General features: G+C 66.0%; 19 protein-coding genes. 7 read left to right on the top strand and 12 right to left on the bottom strand.

The window, feature by feature from the left end; translation table 11 throughout:
- The first annotated feature begins 46 nt into the window (after positions 1-46).
- Positions 47-376, top strand: coding sequence for a hypothetical protein (locus VT03_RS20425; protein ID WP_075094695.1), 330 nt, complete (start codon positions 47-49; stop codon positions 374-376).
- 350 nt (positions 377-726) lie between these two features.
- Here the strand turns inward: VT03_RS20425 and VT03_RS20420 are convergent, their stop codons facing one another.
- A complete protein-coding gene (locus tag VT03_RS20420; protein ID WP_156514647.1) occupies positions 727-3561 on the bottom strand; it encodes a protein kinase domain-containing protein in 2835 nt (944 codons plus the stop codon).
- 304 nt (positions 3562-3865) lie between these two features.
- Here VT03_RS20420 and VT03_RS20415 point away from each other — a divergent pair, with 304 nt between their 5' ends.
- Positions 3866-5293 (top strand): arylsulfatase B, encoded by a 1428-nt coding sequence (locus VT03_RS20415; RefSeq protein ID WP_082846383.1) that lies wholly within the window; start codon positions 3866-3868, stop codon positions 5291-5293.
- 407 nt (positions 5294-5700) lie between these two features.
- Here VT03_RS20415 and VT03_RS20410 read toward each other — a convergent pair whose 3' ends face one another.
- The 7 genes from VT03_RS20410 to VT03_RS20380 all read right to left on the bottom strand — a co-directional run bounded on the left by VT03_RS20410 (position 5701) and on the right by VT03_RS20380 (position 12188).
- The gene (locus VT03_RS20410) at positions 5701-6126 is read right to left on the bottom strand and encodes a hypothetical protein (protein ID WP_156514646.1); all 426 of its coding nucleotides are present in this window, start codon (positions 6124-6126) and stop codon (positions 5701-5703) included.
- An 89-nt stretch (positions 6127-6215) separates the two neighbouring features.
- Entirely contained in the window at positions 6216-6689 is a 474-nt protein-coding gene (locus VT03_RS20405) for a GyrI-like domain-containing protein (RefSeq protein WP_075094692.1), read from the bottom strand.
- Between the two features lie 13 nt (positions 6690-6702).
- Positions 6703-6984, bottom strand: a complete 282-nt coding sequence (locus VT03_RS20400) for a hypothetical protein (protein WP_075094691.1) — start codon at positions 6982-6984, stop codon at positions 6703-6705.
- A gap of 37 nt (positions 6985-7021) precedes the next feature.
- Positions 7022-7288 carry a hypothetical protein gene (locus tag VT03_RS20395; RefSeq protein ID WP_075094690.1) on the bottom strand — a complete coding sequence of 89 codons (267 nt, stop codon included), beginning with the start codon at positions 7286-7288 and terminating at the stop codon, positions 7022-7024.
- Between the two features lie 350 nt (positions 7289-7638).
- Positions 7639-9033, bottom strand: a complete 1395-nt coding sequence (locus VT03_RS20390; RefSeq protein ID WP_075094689.1) for a sigma-54-dependent transcriptional regulator — start codon at positions 9031-9033, stop codon at positions 7639-7641.
- Between the two features lie 606 nt (positions 9034-9639).
- Positions 9640-11361: a S1C family serine protease gene (locus VT03_RS20385; RefSeq protein ID WP_231870486.1), complete on the bottom strand. Its 1722-nt coding sequence runs from the start codon at positions 11359-11361 to the stop codon at positions 9640-9642.
- Between the two features lie 242 nt (positions 11362-11603).
- Positions 11604-12188 (bottom strand): peroxiredoxin, encoded by a 585-nt coding sequence (locus tag VT03_RS20380; protein ID WP_082846382.1) that lies wholly within the window; start codon positions 12186-12188, stop codon positions 11604-11606.
- 256 nt (positions 12189-12444) lie between these two features.
- Here VT03_RS20380 and VT03_RS34295 point away from each other — a divergent pair, with 256 nt between their 5' ends.
- The 3 genes from VT03_RS34295 to VT03_RS20365 all read left to right on the top strand — a co-directional run bounded on the left by VT03_RS34295 (position 12445) and on the right by VT03_RS20365 (position 15831).
- Positions 12445-13863 carry a tetratricopeptide repeat protein gene (locus tag VT03_RS34295; protein ID WP_075094688.1) on the top strand — a complete coding sequence of 473 codons (1419 nt, stop codon included), beginning with the start codon at positions 12445-12447 and terminating at the stop codon, positions 13861-13863.
- A gap of 373 nt (positions 13864-14236) precedes the next feature.
- A complete protein-coding gene (gene mutY, locus VT03_RS20370) occupies positions 14237-15397 on the top strand; it encodes an A/G-specific adenine glycosylase (RefSeq protein WP_231870485.1) in 1161 nt (386 codons plus the stop codon).
- 173 nt (positions 15398-15570) lie between these two features.
- Positions 15571-15831 (top strand): hypothetical protein, encoded by a 261-nt coding sequence (locus tag VT03_RS20365; protein WP_075094687.1) that lies wholly within the window; start codon positions 15571-15573, stop codon positions 15829-15831.
- A 90-nt stretch (positions 15832-15921) separates the two neighbouring features.
- Here VT03_RS20365 and rtcA read toward each other — a convergent pair whose 3' ends face one another.
- The 3 genes from rtcA to VT03_RS20350 form a co-directional block, all read right to left on the bottom strand.
- Positions 15922-16971 carry an RNA 3'-terminal phosphate cyclase gene (rtcA, locus tag VT03_RS20360; RefSeq protein ID WP_075097209.1) on the bottom strand — a complete coding sequence of 350 codons (1050 nt, stop codon included), beginning with the start codon at positions 16969-16971 and terminating at the stop codon, positions 15922-15924.
- Between the two features lie 151 nt (positions 16972-17122).
- Entirely contained in the window at positions 17123-18610 is a 1488-nt protein-coding gene (locus VT03_RS20355; RefSeq protein ID WP_075094686.1) for an RtcB family protein, read from the bottom strand.
- A gap of 933 nt (positions 18611-19543) precedes the next feature.
- The gene (locus VT03_RS20350) at positions 19544-21133 is read right to left on the bottom strand and encodes a vWA domain-containing protein (RefSeq protein ID WP_075094685.1); all 1590 of its coding nucleotides are present in this window, start codon (positions 21131-21133) and stop codon (positions 19544-19546) included.
- A 620-nt stretch (positions 21134-21753) separates the two neighbouring features.
- Between VT03_RS20350 and rtcR the strand changes: the two genes are divergently transcribed.
- Both rtcR and VT03_RS20340 read left to right on the top strand, forming a co-directional pair.
- Positions 21754-23361, top strand: a complete 1608-nt coding sequence (gene rtcR / locus VT03_RS20345) for an RNA repair transcriptional activator RtcR (protein WP_075094684.1) — start codon at positions 21754-21756, stop codon at positions 23359-23361.
- A 6-nt stretch (positions 23362-23367) separates the two neighbouring features.
- Entirely contained in the window at positions 23368-23949 is a 582-nt protein-coding gene (locus VT03_RS20340; protein WP_156514645.1) for a GNAT family N-acetyltransferase, read from the top strand.
- A 439-nt stretch (positions 23950-24388) separates the two neighbouring features.
- Here the strand turns inward: VT03_RS20340 and hisB are convergent, their stop codons facing one another.
- Positions 24389-24979 (bottom strand): imidazoleglycerol-phosphate dehydratase HisB, encoded by a 591-nt coding sequence (gene hisB, locus VT03_RS20335; protein WP_075094683.1) that lies wholly within the window; start codon positions 24977-24979, stop codon positions 24389-24391.
- Positions 24980-25305: the final 326 nt, after the last annotated feature.

Here is a 25305-nt window from a genome sequence, read left to right as displayed (position 1 = left end):
CGGCGGGATCAGGGCGAAGACATGAGCGGCGGTCGGGGGTGGGGCTGTGGATGCGATCGTCGAGTTGATCGGCCTCTTCGCCTCGCTGTTCATGATGTTGATCGAGCTGGTGTTTACGCTTCTGGTGATGCTCTTCCAGGGACTGGCGTGGGTGTTCGTCCGCTGCGTCGTTCCGGTTTACGACCGGGCGGTCGACCGGTTGCATGCGCGGCACCGGGCCGCGAGAGATGCCCGCAGCGCGGGGCCGTCGCACCGAAGGAGTCGGCGGCCGCGGTTCCGAATGAGGGGAGTGCCGGTGAAGCTCCGCGCTGAGAGCGAGCGGGCCGGATGCGGAAGGTCGGCCCTTTGCGCCGGGGAGCCCGCGGTGCGGACTTGAGCCCGGGAGGACTCCTTCACCCTGCGCCGCTCGCTTTGCAAATGGAGCGGGTTGGTGTGGGAGCATCCGACACGTCGTCCGCGTTTGGACACGCGCTCCCTCAGAGAGAGCGAGACAGGCCAAAGCCTCCGGCGGGCAAAGGGGCATTCTGCCCCCTTGCATCCCCCTGACCAGGGTGCCCCTGGACCCGATCAGGGACAAACGATCCTGCGTTGCCCCCCTCTACCTTCCGCCTTCCGCCTGAACCCCTTCCGCCTCCCTCACTGGCCCCGGTGCGACCAGCAGCGCCCGGTTCAGAATTCAACACCCGTCGGCCCAGGACAGTGCTCAAGCCAACGCGACTCCCAGCTCTATCGCTTCGAAAACCACAAAAACGCCAGCGCCGTGATCGCTGCCATCAACAACAAGTTCACACCAAACGTCGCCGAACGCCACGACCGATAACGTCCCTCCTCCTCCTCAGCCCCCTCCGTCCAGCGAACCTCTCCCTCCTGCTCCTGCACCTTCTCAAACACACTGCTCACAAACCCCTGCTCACTCTCCGCAGGACCCGTCGCCGCAAAATACACCCCCGCAAACGGCATCGGCTCACTGTCCTCCGGATCCGAATACCCCCCGCAGAGCACCGTCGCCAGCGGCTCCTGAATCTCGGATCGCGTCCGGCACAAGAGACCGAACAACTCCAGATTCCCCGCGTCCTCCAGCCCGTCGTCACTCGAAAACAGGTGATACGCCCAGTCCTCAAACCCGCCGCAGGCGTGCTGCACGACCGCCTCGATCAGCTCGGGCTCGGGGAACGTCCACAGATCGTTCCCCTTCCCGAACCGGTGAATCTTCACCGCCTCCCGGCCCAGCCGCCGCGTCAGCTCCAGGAACCCCTCGTCCGACTCCATGCCGCTCACGAGCGCCGTCACCGCACAGCGGACCCCCAGCTCGTCCCGGAGCGTCTTGAGATCGGCCGCCACGCACCGCTCCACCTCGCCCGCCGTCGCGGCGTTCGCCGGAAGCAGGTCGAACGGGATCACGCTGATCACGCCGTTGATCGCCCGCGTCGGCACCCGCTCCGCCCGCAGCTTGCGGCAGACATGCGCCATCCGGACCCGGACCTCCGCCAACTGCTCGGCACTCATCCGCCGGGCCACCTTGGGGGCCGACGCCAGGAGCGCCTCCATGGCGTCCTCCGACCCGGCCCACTGCATCGTTCCGCGGGGGGTGTAGTTCACCGGAGTTCCCCCCTCACGCCCCGCCTGGGGAGCGGGGGCCAGGGCCTGCGCGGCCACGCCATCGCCAGCGCCGTCCTCCTCGCCCTCCTGCCCGGGGACGAACATGGTCCCCGTGTTCTTGCTCTGCGTGCCGGGACGCGGGCCGCCGACACCGCCCGACCCCATCAGCGCAACTTCGACCTTCCCTTCGTTGCGGGCCGCCATCCCCACATGCGAGGGACCGGTGAAGCACAGGTAGACCGCCTTCTCCGTGGCGAACCACGTCAGCGGCGCCTCTTCGCCGGGAGTCGCCGCGACCGCGAAGTCGAGACCCGCGGCCGACATGAGCGACCGCGCCGCGCGCTCGTCGCGGAGACCCGTTACCAGGAAGACCGACGTCCCATGAAAATCGACCCCCGCCTCCCGCAGGGCCGCCATCCCGGCGTCCCACGCGGCGTCGAGGTCGTCCGTGTCGACATCGTCGGACGACACCTCCTCCACGACCGGATGGGCCGCGGGAAACCGCCGCTCCAGGGCCGGGTAGAGCGAGATATCCCCCTCCAGCCAGAACTTGATGACCGCCACCATCAGCAGCCCGGCCCCGAGAACCCACGGGACCGCAAACCCCTGGACCGCCGCGGCCGCGATCGCCCCGGCAAAGAGAGCTCCCGCGATCGCGAACTTGACCTTTGCCGCGCCGGCGGAGCGGGCCGCGCGGGCCCGGGCCGGAATCGCCCGCTGCCGCAACGTCGGGACGACGGTGGCGTCGGAACGGACCGGACGGCGGCGACGCATGTCGGGCCGCGTGGGGGGACGGCGGACCGGCGTCGAGATCGCGGCGGAGGCGGTCGGCGCGGCCACGGGACGCGAGCCGGAGTTCGAGCTGACGCCGACGGGACGGATCGTCCCCTTCCCCTCCGGCACGTGGGCGGAGTCGGCTCCCGGCCCCCGCGGAGGAGATTCCGCCGCTCCGGGACCAAAGCGACTGGCGTACGGCGCGAGGGCGTCGACCAGTTCCTCGGCCGTCGCGAAACGTTCCTCGGGACGCTTCGCCACCAGCCGGCGGAAGATCTCCGCCAGCTCGGACGGGACGTCGGGACGCATCGCGCACAGGTCCGGAATCGGGTCGCGGCAGTGACCCTGCATCTTGCGGATGAAGGTCCGGTATTCCTCGCCGCCATACGGCGGCTGGCCGGTCAGCAGACGGAACAGCGTGCAGCCGAGAGCGTAGAGGTCGGTCCGGGCGTCGCACTTGTGGGAGTCTTCCCACTGCTCGGGAGCCATGTAGTCGGCGGTCCCGAAGCACTGCCCCTCCGAGGTCAGCTCCTTCTGGCTCTCCTGGTCTTCCGACAGGAGCGCGAGGCCCATGTCGAGAATCTTGATCCGCCCCCCCTTGGTGACGAAGAGGTTGGAGGGCTTGATGTCGCGGTGGATGATCCCCAGCTCGTGGGCGGCGGCGAGTCCCTGGGCCGCCTGCCGGATCGCCTTGCAGGCGTTGACGCACGACATCGGCCCCTTGAGGGCCACGAGCTTCTGGAGGTCCTCCCCTTCGACGTATTCCATCGAGAGGTAGTGAATCCCGCCGATGTCCCCGGCGTCGAGGGCCTGGACGATGTGCGGGTGCCGCAACCGGCCGACCGCCATCATCTCCCGCTCGAACCGCGTCACGGCGCTCGGCTTGGAGACCATGTGGTGCGGCAGGACCTTGAGGGCCACCAGCATCCCGAGCTTGGTGTGGAGCGCCTTGTAGACCGCCCCGGAGCCCCCTTCCCCGAGCTTCTCGAGGAGCTGGTACGGACCGAGCTGGCTGCCGATCCCGACCTGGGCCACCGCGTTCGCCGGCGGCGGCATGGTCTTCTCACCGGTGACGGTCTTGTCGTGCGCGCCCAGCAACGGGTCGGTCGTGCGCTCCTTGGTCGCCGGGGCCGGTCCGTTCTCCGTCTGACTGGAGGAGGGAACGCCAGTGGAATAGGGATCGGCCATGGATCGGTACACTTCTTCCGTCGCCGCCGGACGCAACGGCCGCAGTGTGAAAACTCAGAGGAATAACCCGCACCGCCTCGACCCACGCTCGCTCTGGCTCTGCTCGCGCAAGTCGTGCCGTTTGAACCAGTACCAGTATTTCACAGGGTCCGTCCGCTCGGGTCAAGTCGCGTCTTCCATTCCGGGCCGGATCGGGGACAACAGGAACGCACCCGCCGCGGCCGCCGGAACCCGTCTTTTGCTTGATTCCCGGCGGGGGTTTCGGTGACATGACGCGACCGACCGCGTTCCTGTGAGGTGACCGATGTTCGCTCGATTCCCGGCTCCGGCCCTGCTGATCGCCATGCTTTTCCTCAATCCCGGGCCGAATTCCGGCCTCGAGGGGGCGGAGACACCGGGCAAAAAGCCACACATCGTCGTGATCCTGGCGGACGACCTCGGCTCGCACGACGTCGGCTGGCGGGGGAGCGAGATCCGGACGCCGAACCTCGACGCCCTGGCCGCCTCCGGGGCCACGCTCGACCAGTTCTACGTCCAGCCGGTCTGCTCCCCGACGCGGGCCGCCCTCATGACCGGCCGGTACCCGTTCCGGTACGGATTCCAGACCGGCGTCGTCCGCCCGTGGGCCAATTACGGCCTGCCGCTGGAAGAACGGATGCTGCCGCTCGCCCTCCGTGAGGCGGGTTACGAGACGGCGATCGTCGGAAAGTGGCACCTGGGGCACTTCCAGCCCGAGTACCTTCCGACGCGGCGGGGCTTCGAGCACCAGTACGGCCACTACAACGGGGCGCTCGACTACTTCACCCACATCCGCGACGGCGGCTTCGACTGGCACCGCAACGACCAGGTCAACCGCGACGAGGGGTATTCGACGGAGCTGATCGGCCGCGAAGCCTCCCGCCTGATCCGGGAGCGGGACAAGAACCGGCCGCTGTTCCTCTATGTCCCGTTCAACGGCGTTCACTCCCCGTATCAGGTTCCCGAGGAGTACTCGAAGCGGTATCCGCAGTTCAAAGGCCAGCGGCAGACCTACGCCGGGATGGTCACGGCGATGGACGACGCCGTCGGCGAGATCACGGCGGCGCTCAAGACCGCGGGGATCCTCGATAACACGCTCGTCCTGTTCTCAAGCGACAACGGCGGCCCCGCGCCGAAGCGGATCACGAGCAACGGTCCGCTCCGCGCCGGCAAGGCGACCGTCTACGAAGGGGGCGTACGCGTGTGCGCTTTTGCGGCGTGGCCGGGGCACATTCCGGCGGGGAGTTCGGTCCAGACGCCGATCCATATCTCCGACTGGTACCCGACGCTGCTGAAGGTCGCCGGCGCGTCCGAAGCGCAGCCGCTTCCCGTCGACGGCCGGGACGTCCTTCCGGTGCTGACGAGCGGGGCGAAGTCGACGCGGACCGAGATCGTCGTCAACGCTGCTCCGAACCGCGGGGCGATCCGGGTGGGGGACTGGAAGCTGGTGATCGGCGGCGACATCGCCGATAGCGAAGAGGGGGACACTCCCGCGCCGGCCAAACCCGCCGCGAAGGGGGTGACGGTCGAGCTCTTTGATCTTGCGAAGGATCCCGGGGAGAAGACGAACCTGGCCGAGAGCCAGCCGGAGCAGGTGCGGAAGCTCCGCGAGACGTACGACCGTCTGGCGGCCGAGGCGGTGACGCCGAAGTCCGGACCGAAGCCGAAGGGGTTTCAGTCGCCGGCGGTGTGGGGTGAGGCGGGTTCGCTGTGAGGTATCGGCGGAGGTGATGAAATGCAGAGGCGATGAAACACAGAGGCACAGAGGACACGGAGGAGGGAGAGTGGGGGGCCACAGATGAACACAGATGGACACAGATAGGCCCAAGAACCGGGTCCAGGGGCACCCTGGTCAGGGGATGCAAGGGGGAGAATCCCCCTTGCCCGCCGGAGGCCTGGCCGTCGAGAGATGTCTGAAGGAGCACGTGTCCAAGCGCGGACGACGTGCCGGATGCCCCCTCACCAACCCACAGGGATTGCAAAGCAGGTGGTGTGGATTGAGGGCGTCCTCAACGTTGGTACCACAAAGCAGATGCCCGTTGCGTACCACGGTTCCTCACGGAAGCGTCTCCGGCGGCAAGGGGGTGGTCCTTCGCCTCGTGCTGAGAGGACTACGGAAGCTCAGCGCCCTCTGCCGTGTCGCCTGGCGGCCAGTCCAGTCACGCTGCTGGTCCATGCCAGGGCTTCCGCTCGCGACGGAAGCTGGTCAGACAGCCCCCCGTTTCCGCTGAGACGAGTCGACCATTTGATCCACTTCCATCGCGCCGCCCAGCGGACAACTCCCGCTTCGACGGAGGAGGCCGGCAACTTCAGGCCGAGGGGTTTCTGCATGGCGTACGAGGCCGCCTGGTCGTCCTGAGGAACCCAGACAAAGCAGGCACTCATCCCCTCGACCGCGCAGAACGCTTCGAGGGTGACTCCTCGGCCCTGCCGCTGACCGTATTGAAAGTAGGCTCGCGCCAGGTCCTCGTTGTCCTCGGCCAGCGGGAGCCGGACCCAACGTCGGCGGCGAAAGGCGGCGACGTCCTCTCGAAAGACCCAGGTCAATCGATCGGGCCATCCCTGCTGAGCAAGAAAGGGCCGAAAGGCGTCCAGTGCTTTGTCAAAGTCCGGCGTCACAAGCAAAGTCCGAAAGGTCATTGACCGCCGCTGGCCGGTTTCAGCACATAGAAGATGTCCGTCCGAATCTTCGACGGATCGTTGTTCCACTCCTCCTGCCAGTGGCCGTAAATCTCCCAGCGGGGACCGGCGAGCGCGTGGCCGTGGGCGGCACACCAGCGGTGGATCGCGTCGTGGGCCGCGTGGAGCCCGCCGTAGGGGCCGAAGTGTGTCGTCGTCGCGACCGTCCCTGCGGGGGTGACGGAGCCGACCACCTCGCCGTGACCGGCAAAGGGAGCCTTGAGCTCGACACCGATTTCGAGGTGGATCTGGTCGTCGAGATACAGGGCGACGTGACGGCCCGCGCCGGGGACCTGCTGCGACTTGATGACGTTCCAGACGATCCCGCACGCTTCGGGGACGATCCGCGAGAGGTCCCGCGGCCCGGCGACCCGCTTCACGACCGCCAGCGGAAGGCTGCTGGCCTGCTCGACCCGGACGACGTAGTCCATTGCCCGCACCTCGTCAGACGTGAATGTCCCATGTGCACATCAACAGGAACACGAGACACGCGAACAGCATCTGATATCGCCAGTACCGTTGAAAGGCTGTCCAGCCCGTCTCCGTGAAACAGGCCCGACGCGCGGCACCGCCCCTTCGTTCGGCCGTCCAGTAGTGAGCCATCCCCAGCGGAGTCCGCGACTGCGGCCCGGTCGACTCCAGCCACCACCAGAGTGATTGCCACATCGACCAGACGACGAGCCCGACGAGAGACAGTCGATAGACCGTTTGAGCGAAGCCGAACATACCGGACCGCTGCTCCCGACGACCGACCGCTGACGCCCTACCGAGCGCCCTCGGCGGAGTTCGCTCTCTGCCTCGCCGGCGGTTCCTGGGCGAGCCGGGACATTCCGGTCAGCCACTCGATCGCGGCACAGAGCGGCCCGTAACACGCCGATGCCAGAAAGACGCAGCCCGCTCCCAGGGACAGGGCCGCCCCCAACAGAAGCGGAGTTCGAAAGGCCAGCAGGCCCTGCGAGCCGGTGGAGACACAGAACACAGCCAGCGCGAAATACCCGAGCGCCATCGCGTGCTTCTGCATCGTCGTCATCGGATTCGCCCTCGTCTGCCTGCGGCCACTTTGTGTTGCGGATCACCGCCAGTCTGCACTTGATGCGGAGGTCCGGTCAAGCCGTTTGCCCGTGGCGGCGGCGCTACGTCGTTGAACGATCGTGGCGTCGGTTGGCGATCGGGAGGGCGAGGCTCCGGCCGAGCCGCGGCGGTGGTGACAGCGGCCGAGGGCACTTCGATCTGGAACGATGGAACGCGGGAAGGAACCTTCGCGGCTCAGCAGGAGCTTCGCCCTCCCGTTGCGGTGAACGCTCCTCAACGAAAAAACCTCCGGGGCGAGGGTGAGAACCCTTCGCCCCGGAGGCTGATGCACGTCCGTTTTCGCTTCGCTCAGGTGAGCTGGGCGTGGGTTTCGTATTCGATCTGGAACTTCTTCATCTTCTTGTAGAGCGTCGTCCGGTTGATCCCCAGCATCCGGGCGGTCTCCTGACGGTTCCAGCCGTTCCCCTCGAGAGCGTCGACGATGATCTGACGCTCCGGGTTCACGAGGGCCGACTTGAGGTTCCCCGCTCCGATCCGCTGGCCGTTGTAACGCGGCTCCTGCAGGTCCCGGCGGAACGACTCCGGCAGGTCATTCGCCGTGATGACGCGGTCCTTCGCCAGGACGATCGCCCGCTCGACCACGTTCACCAGTTCCCGGACGTTGCCCGGCCACTGGTACCGCTGCATGAGCTGCATCGACTGGTCGTCGAAGCCTTCCACCTGCTTGCCGGTCTGCTCGTTGATGTGCCGCACATAGTGCTGCACGAGCAGCGGGATATCGCCGATCCGCTCCCGCAGCGGGGGCTGCGTCACGGAGATGACGTTGATCCGGTAGAACAGGTCCTGGCGGAACTCGCCGCGGCGGACCCGCTCTTCGAGGTTTTCGTTCGTCGCCAGCACGAGCCGGACGTCGACCTTGTGGGTCTTGTTGCCGCCGACCGCCTCGAACTCCCGGTCCTGGAGGACGCGGAGGAGCTTCACCTGGAGGCTCGGCGAGGCGGTCCCGATTTCGTCGAGGAACAGCGTGCCGCCGTCCGCCTGCAGGAACTTACCGATCTTGTCGTGCGTGGCCCCGGTGAACGAGCCGGCGACGTGGCCGAACAATTCGCTCTCGAGGAGGGTATCCGTGAGGGCTCCGCAGGCAACTTCCACGAAGGGCTTCTCGCGGCGGCTGCTGAGCTGGTGGAGGGCCCGGGCGGTGATGGTCTTGCCGGTGCCGTTTTCACCGAGGATCAGGACCGTCGTCCGGGTATCGGCGACGCTTTCGATCAGGTCGAACATCTTGGCCATCTTGTAGTCGCGGCCGATGATGTTGGAGATCCCGAACTTCTGGTCGAGCTGCTTCTTGAGCTTCTTGTTCTCTTCGACGATCCGCTTCTGGCTGAGGGCCCGCTGGATGGCGAGGTTCAGTTCGTCGTCGATGACGGGCTTCGTCAGGTAGTCGAAGGCTCCGATGCGGATCGACTCCACGGCGCTTTCGATGGTGCCGTAGCCGGTGAGCAGGATCACCGAGGTCTCGGGCTTGTTGGCCACGACCCATTCGAGGACCTGGAAGCCGTCGGCGTCCGGGAGGTTCACGTCGCAGACGACGGCGTCGAAGTTGTATTCCTTGATGCGGCTGATGGCGTCGCGGCAGGTCATCGCGGTTTCGGTGCGATGGCCGAGGCTGCGGAGGTAGTCCGCCATGGCTTCGCAGATATGCCGGTCGTCATCCACCACGAGCAGGGAACCGTTGTACGTCATCGAAGCCTCGGCAGGAGTCGGAATGGTCGGGGTTCCGCACCGGTCCCGGTCTGCCGGCCGCGGTTGCGGACGGAGAGCGCGGAACGGGGGCGCAGAACCGTGTGTAGGAAACAGGGGGGAAACCGGTCGGCACGCGGCGCACGGCGTCTCCGGCTGAGAGGCGCAGGGCGCGGGCGAACTCGACGGACGGTTTCCCGCCCCGGGACAGGCGTGGTTGTCAGTTGGACCGCGGCGGTGCAGGACGCAGACTTCCGGGACTGCGGCTTGCGGGGCGCTCGTGGTCACCACATCCGGGGTGAACCGCTGGGAGCGTTTGGGTTGAGAGGGTGAGCAAACCTACGTCACGGATGCGTTGAGGCAACGGCTTTTTGGAAAAACTGTTGTACTGTGGAAACATTCGTTGAAGTCTGAAGGCGGGCGGTGCGAAACGGCATCGCGCCCGCATAAAGCGCATGCCCGGGGAGAGCCTTGGGGAATGAGGAGTTAAACACCAAGACACCAAGGAGGCACAAAGAACACAAAGAGGGACTGGCAAGGACTTGTCGTCCTTGGTGTCCCTGGTGAAATCTTGGTGCCTTGGTGTTTAACGACCCGCCCGCACCCTGTTCACTTTCCGCCCCAGTCCGCGGATTCCAGCTTGATCTCCGCGTAGGGCTTCCCGCCACTTGTCACCGTGAACGCACGCGGGAACTGCCGCGCCGCCAGGGTCCCCATCTCGGCAATCCGGATCTCGCACTCATCGAGATCCTCCTCCACCGACGTGTCCCAGCCGAGCAGCCGCGGCTCCGGTCGCGCGAAGTACCACCGCGTCGTCGTCAGCCCCCGCGTCGTCACCAGCACGTCCACCATCGGCCCCGTCCCGTCGAACGGCTCGCTCCCCAGATAATAGAACTCCGTGAACCCCTCCGGATCGAGCAGCAACTGCCGCAGATGGGCAAACGCCAGCAGCAGCCCCCCCGACCCCGGCGGGTCCGCCGTCGGATCGACATTCAGCGGCATCACGACCGCCTCCATCCCGCTCTTCAGACCCACCGCGGCATCGGTCAGCTTGAGCTGCAGGTCGACCTTGCCATTCTGCTTCCCCGCAAACGTCCACGCACCCGCCGCCCCTTTGTACTCCCCCCACCCCTTGACCGAAGCCATCAGCCGGTCGCGGGCGATCCGGTTGAAGTAGAAGTTGGCGTACCCCGCCTTCTCCTCATAGAGGTGCTTGTACTTCTCCGGCGGCGGGTTCTTCGCCTCGCCATGCGGATCGAGCGGGTTCTCCTTCGGCTTCTTCTCCGGATCCGGCTGCGGCGGCTGCGGCGGCTTGGGCTCTTCACCGGCCGGATTGAGCTCGGCGTTGCGGTGCAGCGCCCGCAGCCGGACGACGGTGTCGGTCTTCTGCCCGTCGCGCGTGTACGAGATCGGCAGCCGCCACCCCTTGGGGTAGATCCCGAGGATGTTCTTGAACTGGTTCACGCTCCGGATCGGCCGGCCGGCGAAGGTCACGAGCTCATCCCCCGAACGCAGCCCGCGGCGGTACGCCTCCGACTGCTCGAGGATGTTGGCGATGATCACGTCCCCTTCGGCATTCGTCTGGACGGTCGCACCGAGTGTGGCGTGGTCGACGACCCGGCCGCTCTTGAGGTGGTCGATGAAGTGCATCACCTGGTTGATCGAGATCGCGTACCCGACCCCGACGTTGACCCGCCCCCGCTTCTCGAACGACCCGCGGCCGTTGATCCCGACCAGTTCCCCCTTGGAGTTGAAGAGCGGTCCGCCGGAGTTGCCGGGGTTGATCGAGGCGTCGATCTGGATGCAGTCCGTATATTCGAGGAACGTCCCCGCGGGGTACTGGTAGCGGTGCGTCCCGCTGACGATCCCGTAGGTCACGGTCGGCTGGAAGTCGGTCGCCAGGAGGAAGGGGTTGCCGATGACCCACGCCCAGTCGCCGGGCTGGAGCTCGTCGCTGTTGCCGATCTTCGCCGCGGGGAAGTCGTCGCGCCCGAGGAGCTTGATGAGGGCCACGTCGCCGGTCGGATCGATCCCGACGAGGACGGCGTCGTACACCTTGCCGTCGTTCAGCCCGCACTTCATGAACCCGCCGAGCTCGCCCACGACGTGGAAGTTCGTCACGGCAAAGCCGTCGTTCGAGACCAGGACTCCCGAGCCCCCTCCCTTGGCGCCGGCGTCGAAGATGGCGACGACGGTCGGGCACATCTCCTTGACGACCTGAACGCGGGCCGCCTCCGCCTGAAGCACCGCCGGCTCAACGGCGGCGAAGGCCGGCGAAGCCAGACCGAAGCCCATGAGACCGGCCAGCGCCATCTGTCGCAGAGAAGCCATTGTCCACTCCGTTCCTGACAGGGTGAAACACCAAGACACAAAGGAGGCACCAAGAGATCGTCACACTAGCCCGAAGCGCAAGCGAGGGGCGGAATCGGGTTCCCTCGCTTGCGCTTCGGGCTAGTGTGGTGCGGCTTTCTTCCTTGGTGTCTTGGTGTTTAACCCTCAAACCCAACACGAAGAAGGTCGGCCGGTTCCGGGAACCGACCGACCTGGAATTCCTTCTCGCAGACCGCCTGCCGCTACTTCAGCGTCTTGACGACCGAGATCACGTTCGCGCTGTCGTCGGCCGCCTTCACCATGTCGTTCTTGTGGGCGATCTTGCCGTCCTTGCCGATGATGAACGTCCACCGCTGGGCGGTGCCGCCGCGGATCAGCGTCTCTTCCTTGCCGTTGACCGGCACCTTGACCGACTTCTCACCAGCAGCGAACGGGACGCCGAAGGCCTCCGCCACTTTGCCGTCTTCGTCCGCCAGGAGGGTGATGCCGAGCGATTCCTTCTTCTTGAACAGCTGGTGGTTGCTGACCGAGTCGCCGCTCACGCCGACGACTTCCACGTTCATGTCGGCGAGGGTCTTGGCGTCCTTGGTGAAGCCGATCGCCTGCTTGGTGCAGCCGCCGGTGCAGTCGGCCGGGTAGAAGTAGACGACGACGATCTTCTTGCCGACGTGATCGGCCGACTTCCATTCCTTGCCCGTGTCGTCCTTGGCGGAGAAGACCGGGGCCTTGTCGCCCACCTTGACGTCTTCGGCATGAAGCTTGGAGGCGGGGGCGGCGAAGCACAGCAGAGCGGCGGCCACGGAGGCCAGTTGAGTCAGACGGCGCATGCAGGAGCTCCCAGGCAGGTAGAAAAACGGCGGGGGACCAGGCGGCGGCCTCGAAACCGGGACGTCCGGACCCGAAGCCGACATCGAGAATAGACCTGCCCGCGCGCCCGGTCAAACCGCTGCGATCAACGAACGTCAATGGATTTCCGACGGAGTCAAATTGATCCCAGTTGACTCGCTGCCCCCGCGAGGGTGGAATTGAGGAAGGTGGGGCGGTCTTTCGATCGCCGCGCCGCCGGGCCCGGAGTGAAGAGAAATGATGTCCTTTGCTTGGAAGTCGGTGCGTCGCGTGGCACTGGCGTTGGCCTTGGCCGGTGGTGCCCTTTCCGGTCCGACCGCACAGGCCGATCCGTATCACTACCACGGCGGACGCGGCGGCTTTGGCGGTCACAACCATTACCACGGCGGGAGCTTTGGCTACGGGCCGGGCTTCAGCTTCTCGGTCGGCTCCGGCGGGACCTATTACGGCGCGAGCTCCTCGTTCTACGGTCCGGGGCTCTCGGTCTACAGCGGCCCGTCCTACGGCGGCCCGGTGATCTACCCGCCGCTCTACATCGACCAGTACGGCAACCCGGAAGGGGTGGGATACGGCGGGTACGGGTATGGAGTCCCCTACGGGTACGGCTATGGCGTTCCGTACGGGTACGGCGTCACCTCTCCTTATGTCTATCCGCAGTTCGGGAACACGATCGAGCGGGCTCCGGCTCCGTCGGGCTCGTTCAGCCCGGCGATGACCGATCCCGGTCAGGCGGGACGGACGATCGGCCGCGATCCACTGAACGTCCGGCCGAATGTCCAGACGCATCCTCAGCTTGTGAAGCCCTCAACACCCGACGCGCAGCTCCGGGCGCTGCGGCTGCAGGATATGGGGGATCAGCAGATGCGGGCGTTGCGGTACTCCAACGCCGCCCAGGCCTATGAGAAGGCGATCGAAGCCGCGCCGGACATTCCCGATCCCTATTTCCGGCTGGCGATCGCCTTCATCGGGAAGGGGCGGCTGGTCGAGGCGGCGAACACCTTTGAAGAGGCGGCGGCGCTCGATCCGGGGCTGCCGTGGCGGGCGGCGAAGCTCGACGATGTCCTCGGTGTGGAGAACCGGCTGGGGAAGGAGCAGCTGAAGGAGTCGGTGGTGCAGTGGGCGAACAATGACGTCCGCGACGCCAAGCGGCTCTTCCTGCTCGGCGTGATGATGCACCTCGACAACGATCCGCGGTCCCGGGAGATTCTCGAGGCGGCGTCGAAGTTTGGTGGGGGGACACCTGGGCTGACGGCGTTCCTGAATCCTCCGGCGAATGTGCCGGCGGCGACGACACCCGCTCCGATTCCGGCGGCTCCGAACAACAATGGGGGGCTGCTGGGTCCGCGGAACCTGTCGGATCCGGTGATGCCGCGGGGGAATGTTCCAGTGCCGCCGCAGCCGCAGTTGAATGGGATTGCGCCGGGCAACGGCAATCCGTTGCCGCCGGCTCCGATGCCTTCGACGGTTCCGCAGGTGCCGGCGTTGCCGACGCCTGCGGCGCCGGGCAATCGGGGTGGTTCGACGATTCCGGTTCCGACGCCGGCGGAGCCGCAGCCGACGCCGGCGAATGGATCGGGTGTGGAGTTGCCGATTCCGGTCGCTCCGTCCCCGGTGCCGAGTGCGGGAACGCCGCCGCTGCTGGTTCCACCGCGGTAGCCGTTCTTGCCGACAAAGCGTCGATAGCTCAAACCCAACGTGCGACGGCAACCGGGGTCAAGGGGGTCTCACCCCCTTGCCGCCGGAGGCACTCCTGTGAGGAACCTTGGGACACAACGGATGTCCCTTTTGTGGACCAGCGTTGAGGACTCCCTCAACCTGCACCGCTCGCTTTGCAATCCCCGCGTCTTGATGTGAGGGGGCATCCGGCACGTTGTCCGCGCTTGGACACGCACTCCTTCAGACATCTCTCGACGGCCAGGCCTCCGGCGGGCAAAGGGGCGTTGCCCCTCTGCACTCCCCACCAGGGGTTGCCCCCTGGACCCCGGTTCTTTGGGGCGTGATGTGGCAATGACATCCTTGCTTCAGCATCATGCCGACCACCATGCCCCCCACCGAACTGGACTGGTTCGACACACCCCGACTCCGACGACTGCGAACCGCCGTCCTCCGCTGGTACGCCACCCACGGACGCGACCTCCCCTGGCGCGAAAACCGCGATCCGTACCGCATCTGGATCAGCGAGGCGATGCTCCAGCAAACCACCGTCGCCGCCGTCAAACCCTACTTCGCGCGGTTCCTCGATCGGCTCCCCACTCTCCACGACCTCGCCCAGGCCCCCGAAGACGACGTCCTCCGACTCTGGGAAGGACTCGGCTACTACAGCCGCGCCCGCAACCTCCACCGCGCCGCCAAGGAAATCGTCACCCGCTTCAATGGCACCTTCCCCGAGGACGTCGAAACCCTGATGTCCCTCCCCGGTGTCGGCCGCTACACCGCCGGCGCCATCGCCTCCTTCGCCTACGACACCCGCGCCCCGATCGTCGAAGCCAACACCCTCCGCCTCTACAGCCGCCTCCTCGGCTACCGCGGCGACCCTCGCTCCAAGGAAGGCCAAACCCTCCTCTGGACCTTCGCCGAACGGATCCTCCCGCGCGATGAGAGCGGCGCCTTCAACCACGCCGTCATGGACCTCGGAGCGACCATCTGCCGCCCCGCCGATCCGGACTGCCCCGCCTGCCCCCTCAAGACCTCCTGCCGCGCCTTCGCCGAAGGAACCCAGGCCGAGATCCCCGTGAAGGCCAAACGGCCCGAACTCACCGACGTCATCGATGCGACCGTCGTCGTCTCGTCGGGCGACCGCGTCCTCATCCGCCGCCGCGGCCCGGAGGAGCGCTGGGCCGGCCTGTGGGACTTCCCGCGGGTGACGCTCGAAGCCGGCGGCGCCGCGTCGGACGCCGCCCTGCACCGGGTGGCAATCGGCACGCTTGGCGACTGGTTGAAGGAGAATGTCGGCCTCGCCGGCCGCGACTGGGCGCACCTGACAGACATCCGCCACGGCGTCACGCGGTATCGGATCCGGCTCCTTTGCTTCACCGCCGCGAGTGCGGCCAAGCCGGCGACGTTCGCCGACGATTCCGGTCTGCGGTGGGTGACGCTCCAGGAGATTGACGACGTCCCGCTGTCGATGACCGGACGGAAACTCGCGAAAGCTGTCCGCGAGCACACGCGCGAACGGCGGCTGTTTTCCTGAAACAGGACCGACACGAATGCGAAGCGCGGGAGCCGGGCGGCCGGATTCTGTTTGACGGTCCGCGGCGGAGCCGGTCAGACTGATAGAGAACGGTGCTTCCAGCGCAGGCTCGTGTCCCCGCCGGTTGACACCCAATCGCCACGGCCTCGAACGTTGTCTCGTGGAGGTGCCCGATGGACCCGACGATCAGCTTCACCCTCGCCGGAGTTGTCCTGCTCTCGCTCGTTCTCCCGCTTTCCGCGGCCCGCCTGCGGGATCAGCCGCACGGTTCGGCGCCGAACCTCGCCTCGGTCTGGGCCGGGCAAGCCGGTCTCGCCCTCGCCGGGCTGCTCATCCTGGGAACGCCCATCCCTCCGGGCTGGTGGCTGCTGCTGGCCTTCCTGGGCTGCATGACGTGCACCTGGGCGCTCCATCGCTCCGTAAGGGCAGAGTAGCGCCTGAGGCCGGTGCACGCCGCCGCCTCAAGGTGGTCCCGCGGGCGCGGCCAGCACGGCCCCCGGAGGCTCGCGCGCGAAGACGGGGCGCTACGGACCGACCGTGACGACGTGGAGCGCCCGGTCGGGACGGTCCTCCACCGTGATCTGCAGATCGAGCAGCTTGCGGAGGATCTCGATGTGCGTGATGCCGTGGCGGGTCAGCGGTCCCGTCGCAAACGACGAACGACCGGGCTCACCATCGAGCCGGGACTGATACGCACAGAGCCCCTGCGGCAGCAGGATCTGGTCCGCCAGGTAATGACCGACCGGCGTCTCGCTCCGGAGGTAGTTCCGGACATCCCGGACCACCTCGTTCGCGACATGCTCCGCGCTCGCCCCGACCCGCCCGAAGCCCGTAAAGACCTCGGTGACGTGCTCATACTCCAGCGTCGCAAAGACGACGTTCCCCGGCCCGTGAGCCGGAACGACCTCGACGAGACTGTTCGTCGGAGGCCAGTTCAGCCGGTCCAGGATCGTCGTCACCTCGCGGTCGCCAATATGCCCGGGAAGGTTCGCCACGACCGCCGAGGCCGACCGGTTCTTCAGCTCGCCCCGTTCGAGAAGATCGAGCGGCTTCAGCCGCGGGACCGGCTCGATCTCGACCTGGAACCGCCCGCCCCCCGCCGGGTGAAAGCCGTGGCGTTCGAGCGCAGCGGTCACCTTCGGCCCCATCCGGCTGACGATCGGCAGATAGGCGTGCTTCAGGAACTCGAAGGTCGGCGCCCACTGGTTGTGAGTCCCCCCTTCGAGCGTCAGTTGCGACGGCCCGTCGGCGATCATGAGCGCGGGCAGAACGGTCTGGAGGACGAGCGTCGCGCTCCCCGCCGTCCCGACGCTGAACGTGTAGCGTCCCGGCGTGACCGTCTGCGGTACGAACGTGAGCGCCTTGGAGCCGATCTCCGCGCCGGTGACCTCGGCCGATCCGATCCGCGCCGCCGCCTGCACCGCGGTCAGGTGCTGCCGCATCAGACCGGGCTTGGGCCGACCGGCGCGGATGTTCTCGATCCGGACGGGCCGCCGCGTGACGAGCGAGAGAGCCAGAGTCGAGCGCAGGATCTGCCCGCCCCCTTCCCCCTGGGATCCGTCGATCGTCACCAACTCAGCGCCCATCAATCACCTCCATAGGAAGTTAAACACCAAGGCACCAAGGTGGCACAAAGGCCACAAAGGTTTCCCGAAGAGAATCCTTGGTGTTCTTGGTGCCACCTTGGTGCCTTGGTGTTTAATCTTCAACTGCCCAACCTGTCGGTCAGTCGTCCGCCTGGTCGCCATCCTTGATGACGAACCGGGCCTTGAGCCGCGCGACTTCGGTCGCGAGGCCCGCCTGGTTCACCGACCGCAGGACCTCGTTGAAATCCTTGTAAGCCGCCGGGGCCTCATCCTTTGGATAGGTCCGGCAGTTCGTCAGGATGTCCTGCTCGTCGAACGACTGGTCGATGCTTCGCTGGTCCAGTTCGCGGATCGCCCGCTTGCGCCCCAGGACCCGTCCGGCTCCGTGGTTCACGCTGTAGCAGCTCAGCGCCGCCCCGTCGTCCGCCACCATGACACACGATCCCGCCTGCGGGTTCCCGGGCAGCAGGATCGGATGCCCGGTCGACTCGTAGAGCGTCCCCTTCAGCGCCGGATGGCCGCCCGGGAAGGCCCGCGTCGAGCCCTTCCGGTGCACCCACGACAGCCGGTTCCCGACGATCTCCTGCCGGGCGATGTTGTGGCTGATGAAGTACACCAGCTCCCCCGTCACGCCGGGGATCACTTCCTGAAACGCCTCGAGCACGAGGGCGTTGATCAGGAGGTGATTGATCGTGGCGAAGTTCGCCCCGAGGGCCATGTCGTCCAGGTACGCGTCCGCCTCGGGGGTGCCGAGCGGGGCGTAGACGAGCTCCCGGTCCTCGCCGGGAAGCGGGATGCTCCAGTTCTCGAACTTGGCCTGGAGCGACTTGAACTGCCCGCTGGCAAGGTTATGTCCGATCCCCCGCGAACCGCAGTGCGACAGGAACGCGACCTTCCCGTCCCGCAGGCCGAAGACCTCGGCCGCCGTCCGCGCCCGGTCGTTGTCGGCGATCTGGACCACTTCGCACTCGCCGAAGTGGTTGCCGCCGCCGTACGAGCCGAGCTGGTTGATCTTGTCGGCGAAGTTCCGGAAGAACCCGCCGTCGAGATGTCCCTGGAGTCGCTGGCCGAGCGCGTCCGCCGTGCCGTCATGTCCGACGTGGAACGAGTCCTCGCAGCGGGTCGCCCACTCGGGCGGAATCCCGAGCTGGGTGCAGACCGACTCCGAGGCTCCTTCGATCACCGCCTGGCGGCCGAGCGTTTCATCGACGAAGCGGGACTTCTTGGCGTGCCGCTGTCCGCGTCCGGCGCCGGTCGGCGTTCGCTCGCAGATGGCGTTGATGATCGCCCGCCGGGTCGGCCGGTCGATGATCTGATCGGCCGGCAGGTCGAGCTGCAGGAGGCTCATCGAGCACTTGATGTCGACACCGACCGGCCCCGGATAGACGTGCGAAGGCGAGACCAGCACGCACCCGACCGGCGCCCCGTAGCCGCAGTGGGCATCGGGATTGAGGACCAGATCCGTGACCCCCGGAGCAAGCCGGGAGTTGATCGCCTGCTGGAGGCATTTTTCGTCAAAGGTCCCGCGGATCGCCTCGGTGCCGATGACCGTGATGGGCGGAACTTTCGTCCCCGTGGGAAGGAGAGCTGTTGCGTCCCCCGTGGGGACAATGGTTTCAGGAAGCATGATTGAGAAGGGTTTGATCAGAGGAATGAAGATCCGTCATCACGACAAGAATTGACGAAACGTTTTCGCGCTCTACCAGGCTGAGCTACGGCTCCGAGTGAGAACTCGAAAGTGGAGCCGGTGGGATTCGAACCCACGACCTCGGGTTTTGGAGACCATGTAGTTCCGTCCGCATTCGTGATGAGGGATTTTCCTTCCGGATGGGGCTTGGGGGTCGAAGGTGCTTGGGCTGACAGTCTATCTCGCGGGAGCGAACATCCTCAGTCACGACGAGGATCGACGAAACGTTTACGGCGCTCTGGCCACTGAGCTACGGCCCCTGAAGAGCTGTCGATCGACAGCTCACGAGAGTGGAGCCGGTGGGACTCGAACCCACGACTTCCGGGTCCTTAACCATGTAGTTCCATCTGCATTCGTGACGAGGGATGTTCGCTCCGGGGAAAGGGACTCGAAAGGAAACCGTGTTCAAAACATCCGTGACAAGAGGTGCTGAGAGAAGCCGCTTGCGCGGTTACCGGAGTTGAACCGGCGGAACCATGTACTCCCAACGGCATTCACGGATGTGGATCGATGTTCAATGGCACGTGCGGACGGAGACGCGGTTCGACGAGGGGTTTGCTGAGACGCGCACATTGAGAAAATGTAGTCCCAACAGCATTCGAACCGCGTTGCCCGCCTCTGTGGGTTGGTCTGTGGTCGATGATCGAAAACCGCACCGACAAGGAATCGTGAGACAAGGGTCGTATGCTCTAACCGGATTGAGCTACACGCCTCTTGCGAAGCGTGACGGGATTCGAACCCGCAACACTACGGTTATGTAGTCCCACTGGCATTCGGCGTGGATTCGGTGGAGTTGTCAGTTTTCAGTTCTCAGTCGTCAGCCAGAGGGAGTCCTCCGGACTGACAACTGAAAACTGATCACTGACGACTCCCTCACAACTTCATCTGCTCGATCTGGCGGGTCCAGTGCTCCCGGTCGGGTCCGGTCGTCGCGATGTCCGCGATGAGCTGGAAGACCTGGTCACTGAAGCCCGCTACGTTCGTGATGTCCCCGGCCGTTCGGTCGGGGGCCTGCACGGTCGCGTAGGGCTGGATGTCGATGCAGATCATCTTCGCTCCGGGGCTGCGGGACTGGAACTGCTGCCATTCCCGGACCGTCTCGGTCGCGCCGCCGCCGAACCGGCCGTAGTGCGGCGAGTCCAGCCAAGACTCGTTGTCCGAAACGTAGACGAGCAGGTCCCCCTTCGCCTTGCGGGCGTTGAGGTGCCGCAGCGGAGCGCTGCAGTTCGTTCCCCCGCAGGGGAGCGACGACAGCCGCTCGGCGTTCGTCATCACCGAGTCCCGCGGGTTGAGCTTGCAGGTCACGACGTCGGACTCGAACGGAATGACTTCCGCCGTGGGGTTCCGCCGCAGGATCGCCGCCGCCACGAGGGCCGCGACGTCCACGCACCGGACCTTCGACGTTCCGCCGCCGTTCCCCCGCTGACCGGTCACCGGCGAGTGCATCGAACCCGAGATGTCCGGGAACACATACACCTTGCCGGGGAGGTGCGGCACGTTGCTGATCGCGATCTCCATTGCGTCCTGCAGCGCCTCGCTGATCGCCCAGGGGATCTCACTCCAGATGTTCCGGTGGGCGGCCATGAGCTGATAGGGGAAAACCTTCGCCTCCTTGATCAGCCGCTCGTTCCGCAGGCGGTTGGCGATGAGCTTCACAAGGTCGTCATCCGCGAAGACACGGTGTCGCTGAAACGTGTTCAGGTTCATCCGGGTCATCTGCCACGAGCCGTTCCGGGCGATCTCCTTCCAGTCCTTCTCCACGAGGGGGAGGCTGGTCAGGAGTTGGAACGGCACATTCGGCACCGGCACCTTGCCGGGGTTCGTGTTCCGCCGGAATTTCTCGTACTCGCGGATGAGGTCCGGCAACGCCTCGGCGTCGTGGTCCTTGCCCAGGAGGTATCCGTACAGCGCCGCCCGCGAGGGGGACGCCGGCTTGGGGTGGACCATCTTGATCACGTCCGCCAGCGACGGATCGTTGCCGACCGAGCCGGTGAACAGTTGCTCGTCCGAGCGGTTCTCCAGCCATTGAAGAACGAGCCGCTTGGGGAGCGTTCCAAGGCTCTTCCGGCCGACGGCTCCTGACCGCATGATCTGGACGAAGTTCCGGAGCATCTTGGGGGAGTCGATCACGCGATCGAAGATCTCCGCCAGGAGGCCGGGCGACTTCACGGAGAGGACGGCGCACAGCAGGGCCGGCATGTCCTTCATGTAGCCGCGGTTCCGGGCGAAGAGGGCCACGCGGGCGATGAATTCCGGCGGGACTTTTTCGCAGAGCTTCAGGACCTGATCGAGCTGTGCTTCGGCTCCGGCGTAGAACGTCGCGTTCAGGCAGCCGGTCGCGGCAAAGTGGGCGAGAGCCTGGGTCGGCTCGAGGGCGTAGGCGGCCGCTCCCGTCTCGTTGACGGCGTCTGTCTTGGGGAGCAGTTTTCCGCGAATCGACTGGAACAGGGACTTGCTGGCCATCGGGTTCTCCTCACAACAACTGCTTGTGGTTTGATGGGATCAGGAGAAAGCTCGTCGCGTGCCATTCGATGAATCCTAACGGGTGGATTTCTGTAACTCCTTTTCAATTCATGATTAGAGGCACAGGCGGGTGATACGGCCGGCGGTTCACCATGCCAACGGAAATAATCTTTTGATATCCTGTTTATCTTTCCGTATCGCACGTGTTATCCTAAGTCTCGGCCGACACGGAATGGTTCCATTCGCCGATTGGTGTTCACCCCAAGCCTGGCCAACCGGGTCCAGGGGCACCCTGGTCAGGGGGTGCAGGGGGCAGAATGCCTCTTGCCCGCCGGAGGCTTGTCTCGTCGAGAGATGTCTGAAGGAGGGCGTGTCCAAGCGCGGACGCCGTGCCGGATGCCCCCTCACCAACCCGCGGGGAGTGCAAAGGGAGCGGTGAGTCCTCAACGCCGGTTCCACAAAGCGGAAGTCCGTTGTGCCCCACGGTTCCTCATGGAAGTGCCTCCGGCGGCAAGGGGGCGAGGCCCCCTTGACCCCAGTGGCCGTGGCACGTTGGGTTTGAGCAAACAACGTCGTGCCGGCAGGTATGCGGTTCGACCACCCTCCAGCGAACACACCCGATGCGGAACGTCCTCCTCGGAATCCTGGGCACCAACCTCGACTCCGGCCGCGGCGAAGACCGCTGGCACCGCTGGCGGCCGAGCGTCAGCCTCTGCCAGCACGAAGAACTGCTCGTCGACCGCTTCGAGCTCCTCTACGACCCCCGCGACCGGGAGCTGGCCGACCTCGTCGCCGGCGACATCGCGGTCGTCGCCCCGGAAACCAAAGTCCAGGTCCACGAGCTCTCGCTCTCCGACCCGTGGGACTTCGACGAAGTCTTCGGCCGCCTCCACGAGTTCGCCCGCCGCTACCCGTTCCGGGTCGAGGACGAGAACTACCTCGTCCACATCACGACCGGGACCCACGTCGAACAGATCTGCCTGTTCCTCCTCGCCGAGTCCCGCCACATCCCGGCCCGGCTCGTCCAGACCTCCCCCCCGCCCCGAAACCAGATCGGCGGCGGGCGATACCGGATCATCGACCTCGACCTCTCGAAGTACGACGCCCTCGCGAAACGGTTCTCGCAGGAGCGGCGAGAGGCCCGGTCGTTCCTCAAGTCGGGGATCGAGACCCGCAATGCGCGGTTCAACGCCCTGATCGAACAGATCGAGGTCGTGGCGATCGCGAGCACCGCCCCGCTCCTCATCACCGGGCCCACCGGGGCCGGCAAGTCCCAGCTCGCGCGGCGGATCTACGAGCTCAAGCGGCAGCGCGAGCAACTCCGCGGCGAGATGGTCGAGGTGAACTGCGCCACACTCCGGGGCGATCAGGCGATGTCGGCCCTCTTCGGACACGCCAAGGGGGCCTTCACCGGTTCCGCTGGAGCCCGCCGCGGCTTGCTGCAGTCCGCCAACGAGGGGCTGCTGTTTCTGGACGAGATCGGCGAGCTTGGCCTCGACGAGCAGGCGATGCTCCTGCGGGCGATCGAGGAGAAGCGGTTTCTTCCCGTCGGCTCCGACACCGAGGTCGCCAGCAACTTCCAGCTCATCGCCGGCACCAACCGCGACCTGCGGGCCTGCGTCCGCGAGCGGACCTTTCGCGAAGACCTCCTGGCCCGGATCAACCTCTGGACCTTTTGCCTCCCCGGCCTGCGGGACCGCCGCGAAGACATCGAGCCGAACCTGGACTACGAGCTGGAACGCTTCGCCTCGGCGACCGGCCGGAAGGTGACGATCAACAAGGAGGCCCGCCGCCGGTTCCTCGCCTTCGCCGAGTCCCCCGCGGCCCTTTGGTCCGCCAACTTTCGCGACCTCAACGCCTGCGTGACCCGCATGGCGACGCTCGCCGAGCAGGGGCGGGTGACAATCCGGGAAGTCGACGACGAGATTGGCCGGCTTCAAACCGCCTGGGGAGGCCAGGACGACGACACGAATGCTGGCTGCCTGGACGAGGTCCTGACCGCGGACCAGATCGAGACCCTCGACCTCTTCGACCGGGCCCAGCTTGCCGCGGTCATCGGCGTCTGCCGCCAGTGCTCCTCGCTCTCCGAGGCGGGACGAACGCTGTTCGCCGTCTCGCGGAAACAGAAAGCCATGCCCAACGACGCAGACCGCCTACGAAAATATCTCGCCCGGTTCGGCCTGAGCTGGGGGACGGTGACGCGGCGAGGCGTTTCGGAAGAGAGTTAGCCACAGATGAACACAGATGGACACAGATCCGAGAGGGGATGGGCGGCACCGGACGTCGAGATCACGACGCCGCGGTTGATGCTGCGGCGGTGGCGTCCGGAGGATCTCGCGCCCTTTGCCGCCCTGAACGCCGATCCCCGGGTGATGGAGTTCTTCCCGAAGCCGCTCTCCCGAGAGGAGAGCGACGCGATGGTGGGCCGCATTCAGCAGCACTTCGCAGATCACGGCTTCGGCCTGTGGGCCGTCGAGGTGTCGGGGATCACCCCCTTCGCCGGCTTTATCGGGCTGGCGATTCCGCGGTTCACCGCTCACTTCACGCCATGCGTCGAGATCGGCTGGCGACTGGCCGCCGAGTGCTGGGGACAGGGCTTCGCCACCGAGGGAGCCCGGGCGGTCCTGAGCCACGCCTTCGGTCCGCTTCGACTGCCGGAAGTCGTCTCGATGACGGCGATGTGCAATCTCCGTTCACGCCGCGTCATGGAGCGGATCGGGATGCGGCACGACCCGCGGGACGACTTTGACCATCCGTCGATCGCGCCTGGCGACCGACTCTGTCGGCATGTGCTCTACCGGGCGACACCGATCTGACTCAAACCGCACTTGCCGGCGCAGCGTCCATAGCTCAAACCCAACGTGCCACGGCAGCCGGGGTCAAGGGGGCCTCGCCCCCTTGCCGCCGGAGGCATTTTCGTTGAGGACCCATGGGACACAACGGACGACCGCTTTGTGGCAGCGGCATTGCGGACTCACCACTCGCCCTGCAATCCCCGCGGATTGATGTGGGGGCATCCGGCAGGGTGTCCGCGTTTGGACACGATCTCCTTCAGACATCTCTCGACGAGACAGCCTCCGGCGGGCAAAGGGGCGTTGCCCCTCTGCACTCCCCACCAGGGGTACCCCCTGGACCCCGAGTCTTCGGCTCAGTAACCCAGAGGCAGAGGGCGTACAGCTCCTGACGCCCCCTCCTGCCCTTATCTGTGTTGATCTGTGTCCATCTGTGGCCCCTCTCCTCTTCCCCCTCTCGGCCTCAGAGCACGCCCTTCGACGACGGCACCCCCGTCTGCCGCGGGTCGATCGTGATCGCCTGCCGCAAAGCCCGAGCAGTCGCCTTGAAGATCGCCTCCGAAATGTGGTGGCTGTTGCGGCCATGGTGCAGCACGACGTGCAGGTTCATCAGGGCGTTCGCCGCCACCGCCTGCCAGAAGACCTCCACAAGCTGCGTGTCGAACTCCCCGATCTTCTCCGACGGGAACTCGAACTTGTCGATGAACCAGAACCGCCCGCTCAGGTCGACCGCCGACGTCACGAGCGTGTCCTCCATCGGCAGGGTCATGCTGCCGTAACGGTTGATCCCCTTCTTGTCCCCGACCGCCTGGAGAAGCGCCTTCCCGAGACAGATCCCGGTGTCCTCGACAGTGTGGTGCGCATCGACCTCGAGATCGCCTTTCGCCCGAATCGTCAGGTCGAAGAGGCCATGCTTCCCGAGCAGCGTCAGCATGTGGTCGAAGAACCCGACGCCGGTCTGGACGTCGACCTGTCCCGTCCCGTCGAGCGTCAGGCTGAGCGAAATCTCGGTCTCGGCGGTCTTGCGCTGGATCGTCGCGGTGCGCTGGCTCATGGGGATGGCGAGGGAGGTAAAGGGAGACGGGGAAACGGGATAGCAACATGCGAGCATCGGCAGAAAGTGCCGGCCGCCGTCTCGGGAACATAGTCGACGCCGCTCAGGCGAGACACTCCGCCCGAGACGAAGTTCAGGAATTCAGGGGGCTGGACAATCGCTGGAGGCCACGAAGAATTGATCGGTTCCGCGGCGAACTTGGCCTCGTCGGACGGGGTCGTTCAGGCTTCCTCCGTTCAACGGAAGCCCGGACGAAGTCCCGGCCGAAACCGGGGTCAGGAGCGATGTCCCTGAGAAATTGTTGACGTTTCTCAAAAAAGACGATA

The organism is Planctomyces sp. SH-PL14 (genome assembly GCF_001610835.1).
GTDB lineage: Bacteria > Planctomycetota > Planctomycetia > Planctomycetales > Planctomycetaceae > Planctomyces_A.
This window is presented reverse-complemented; position numbering and strand designations above follow the sequence as displayed.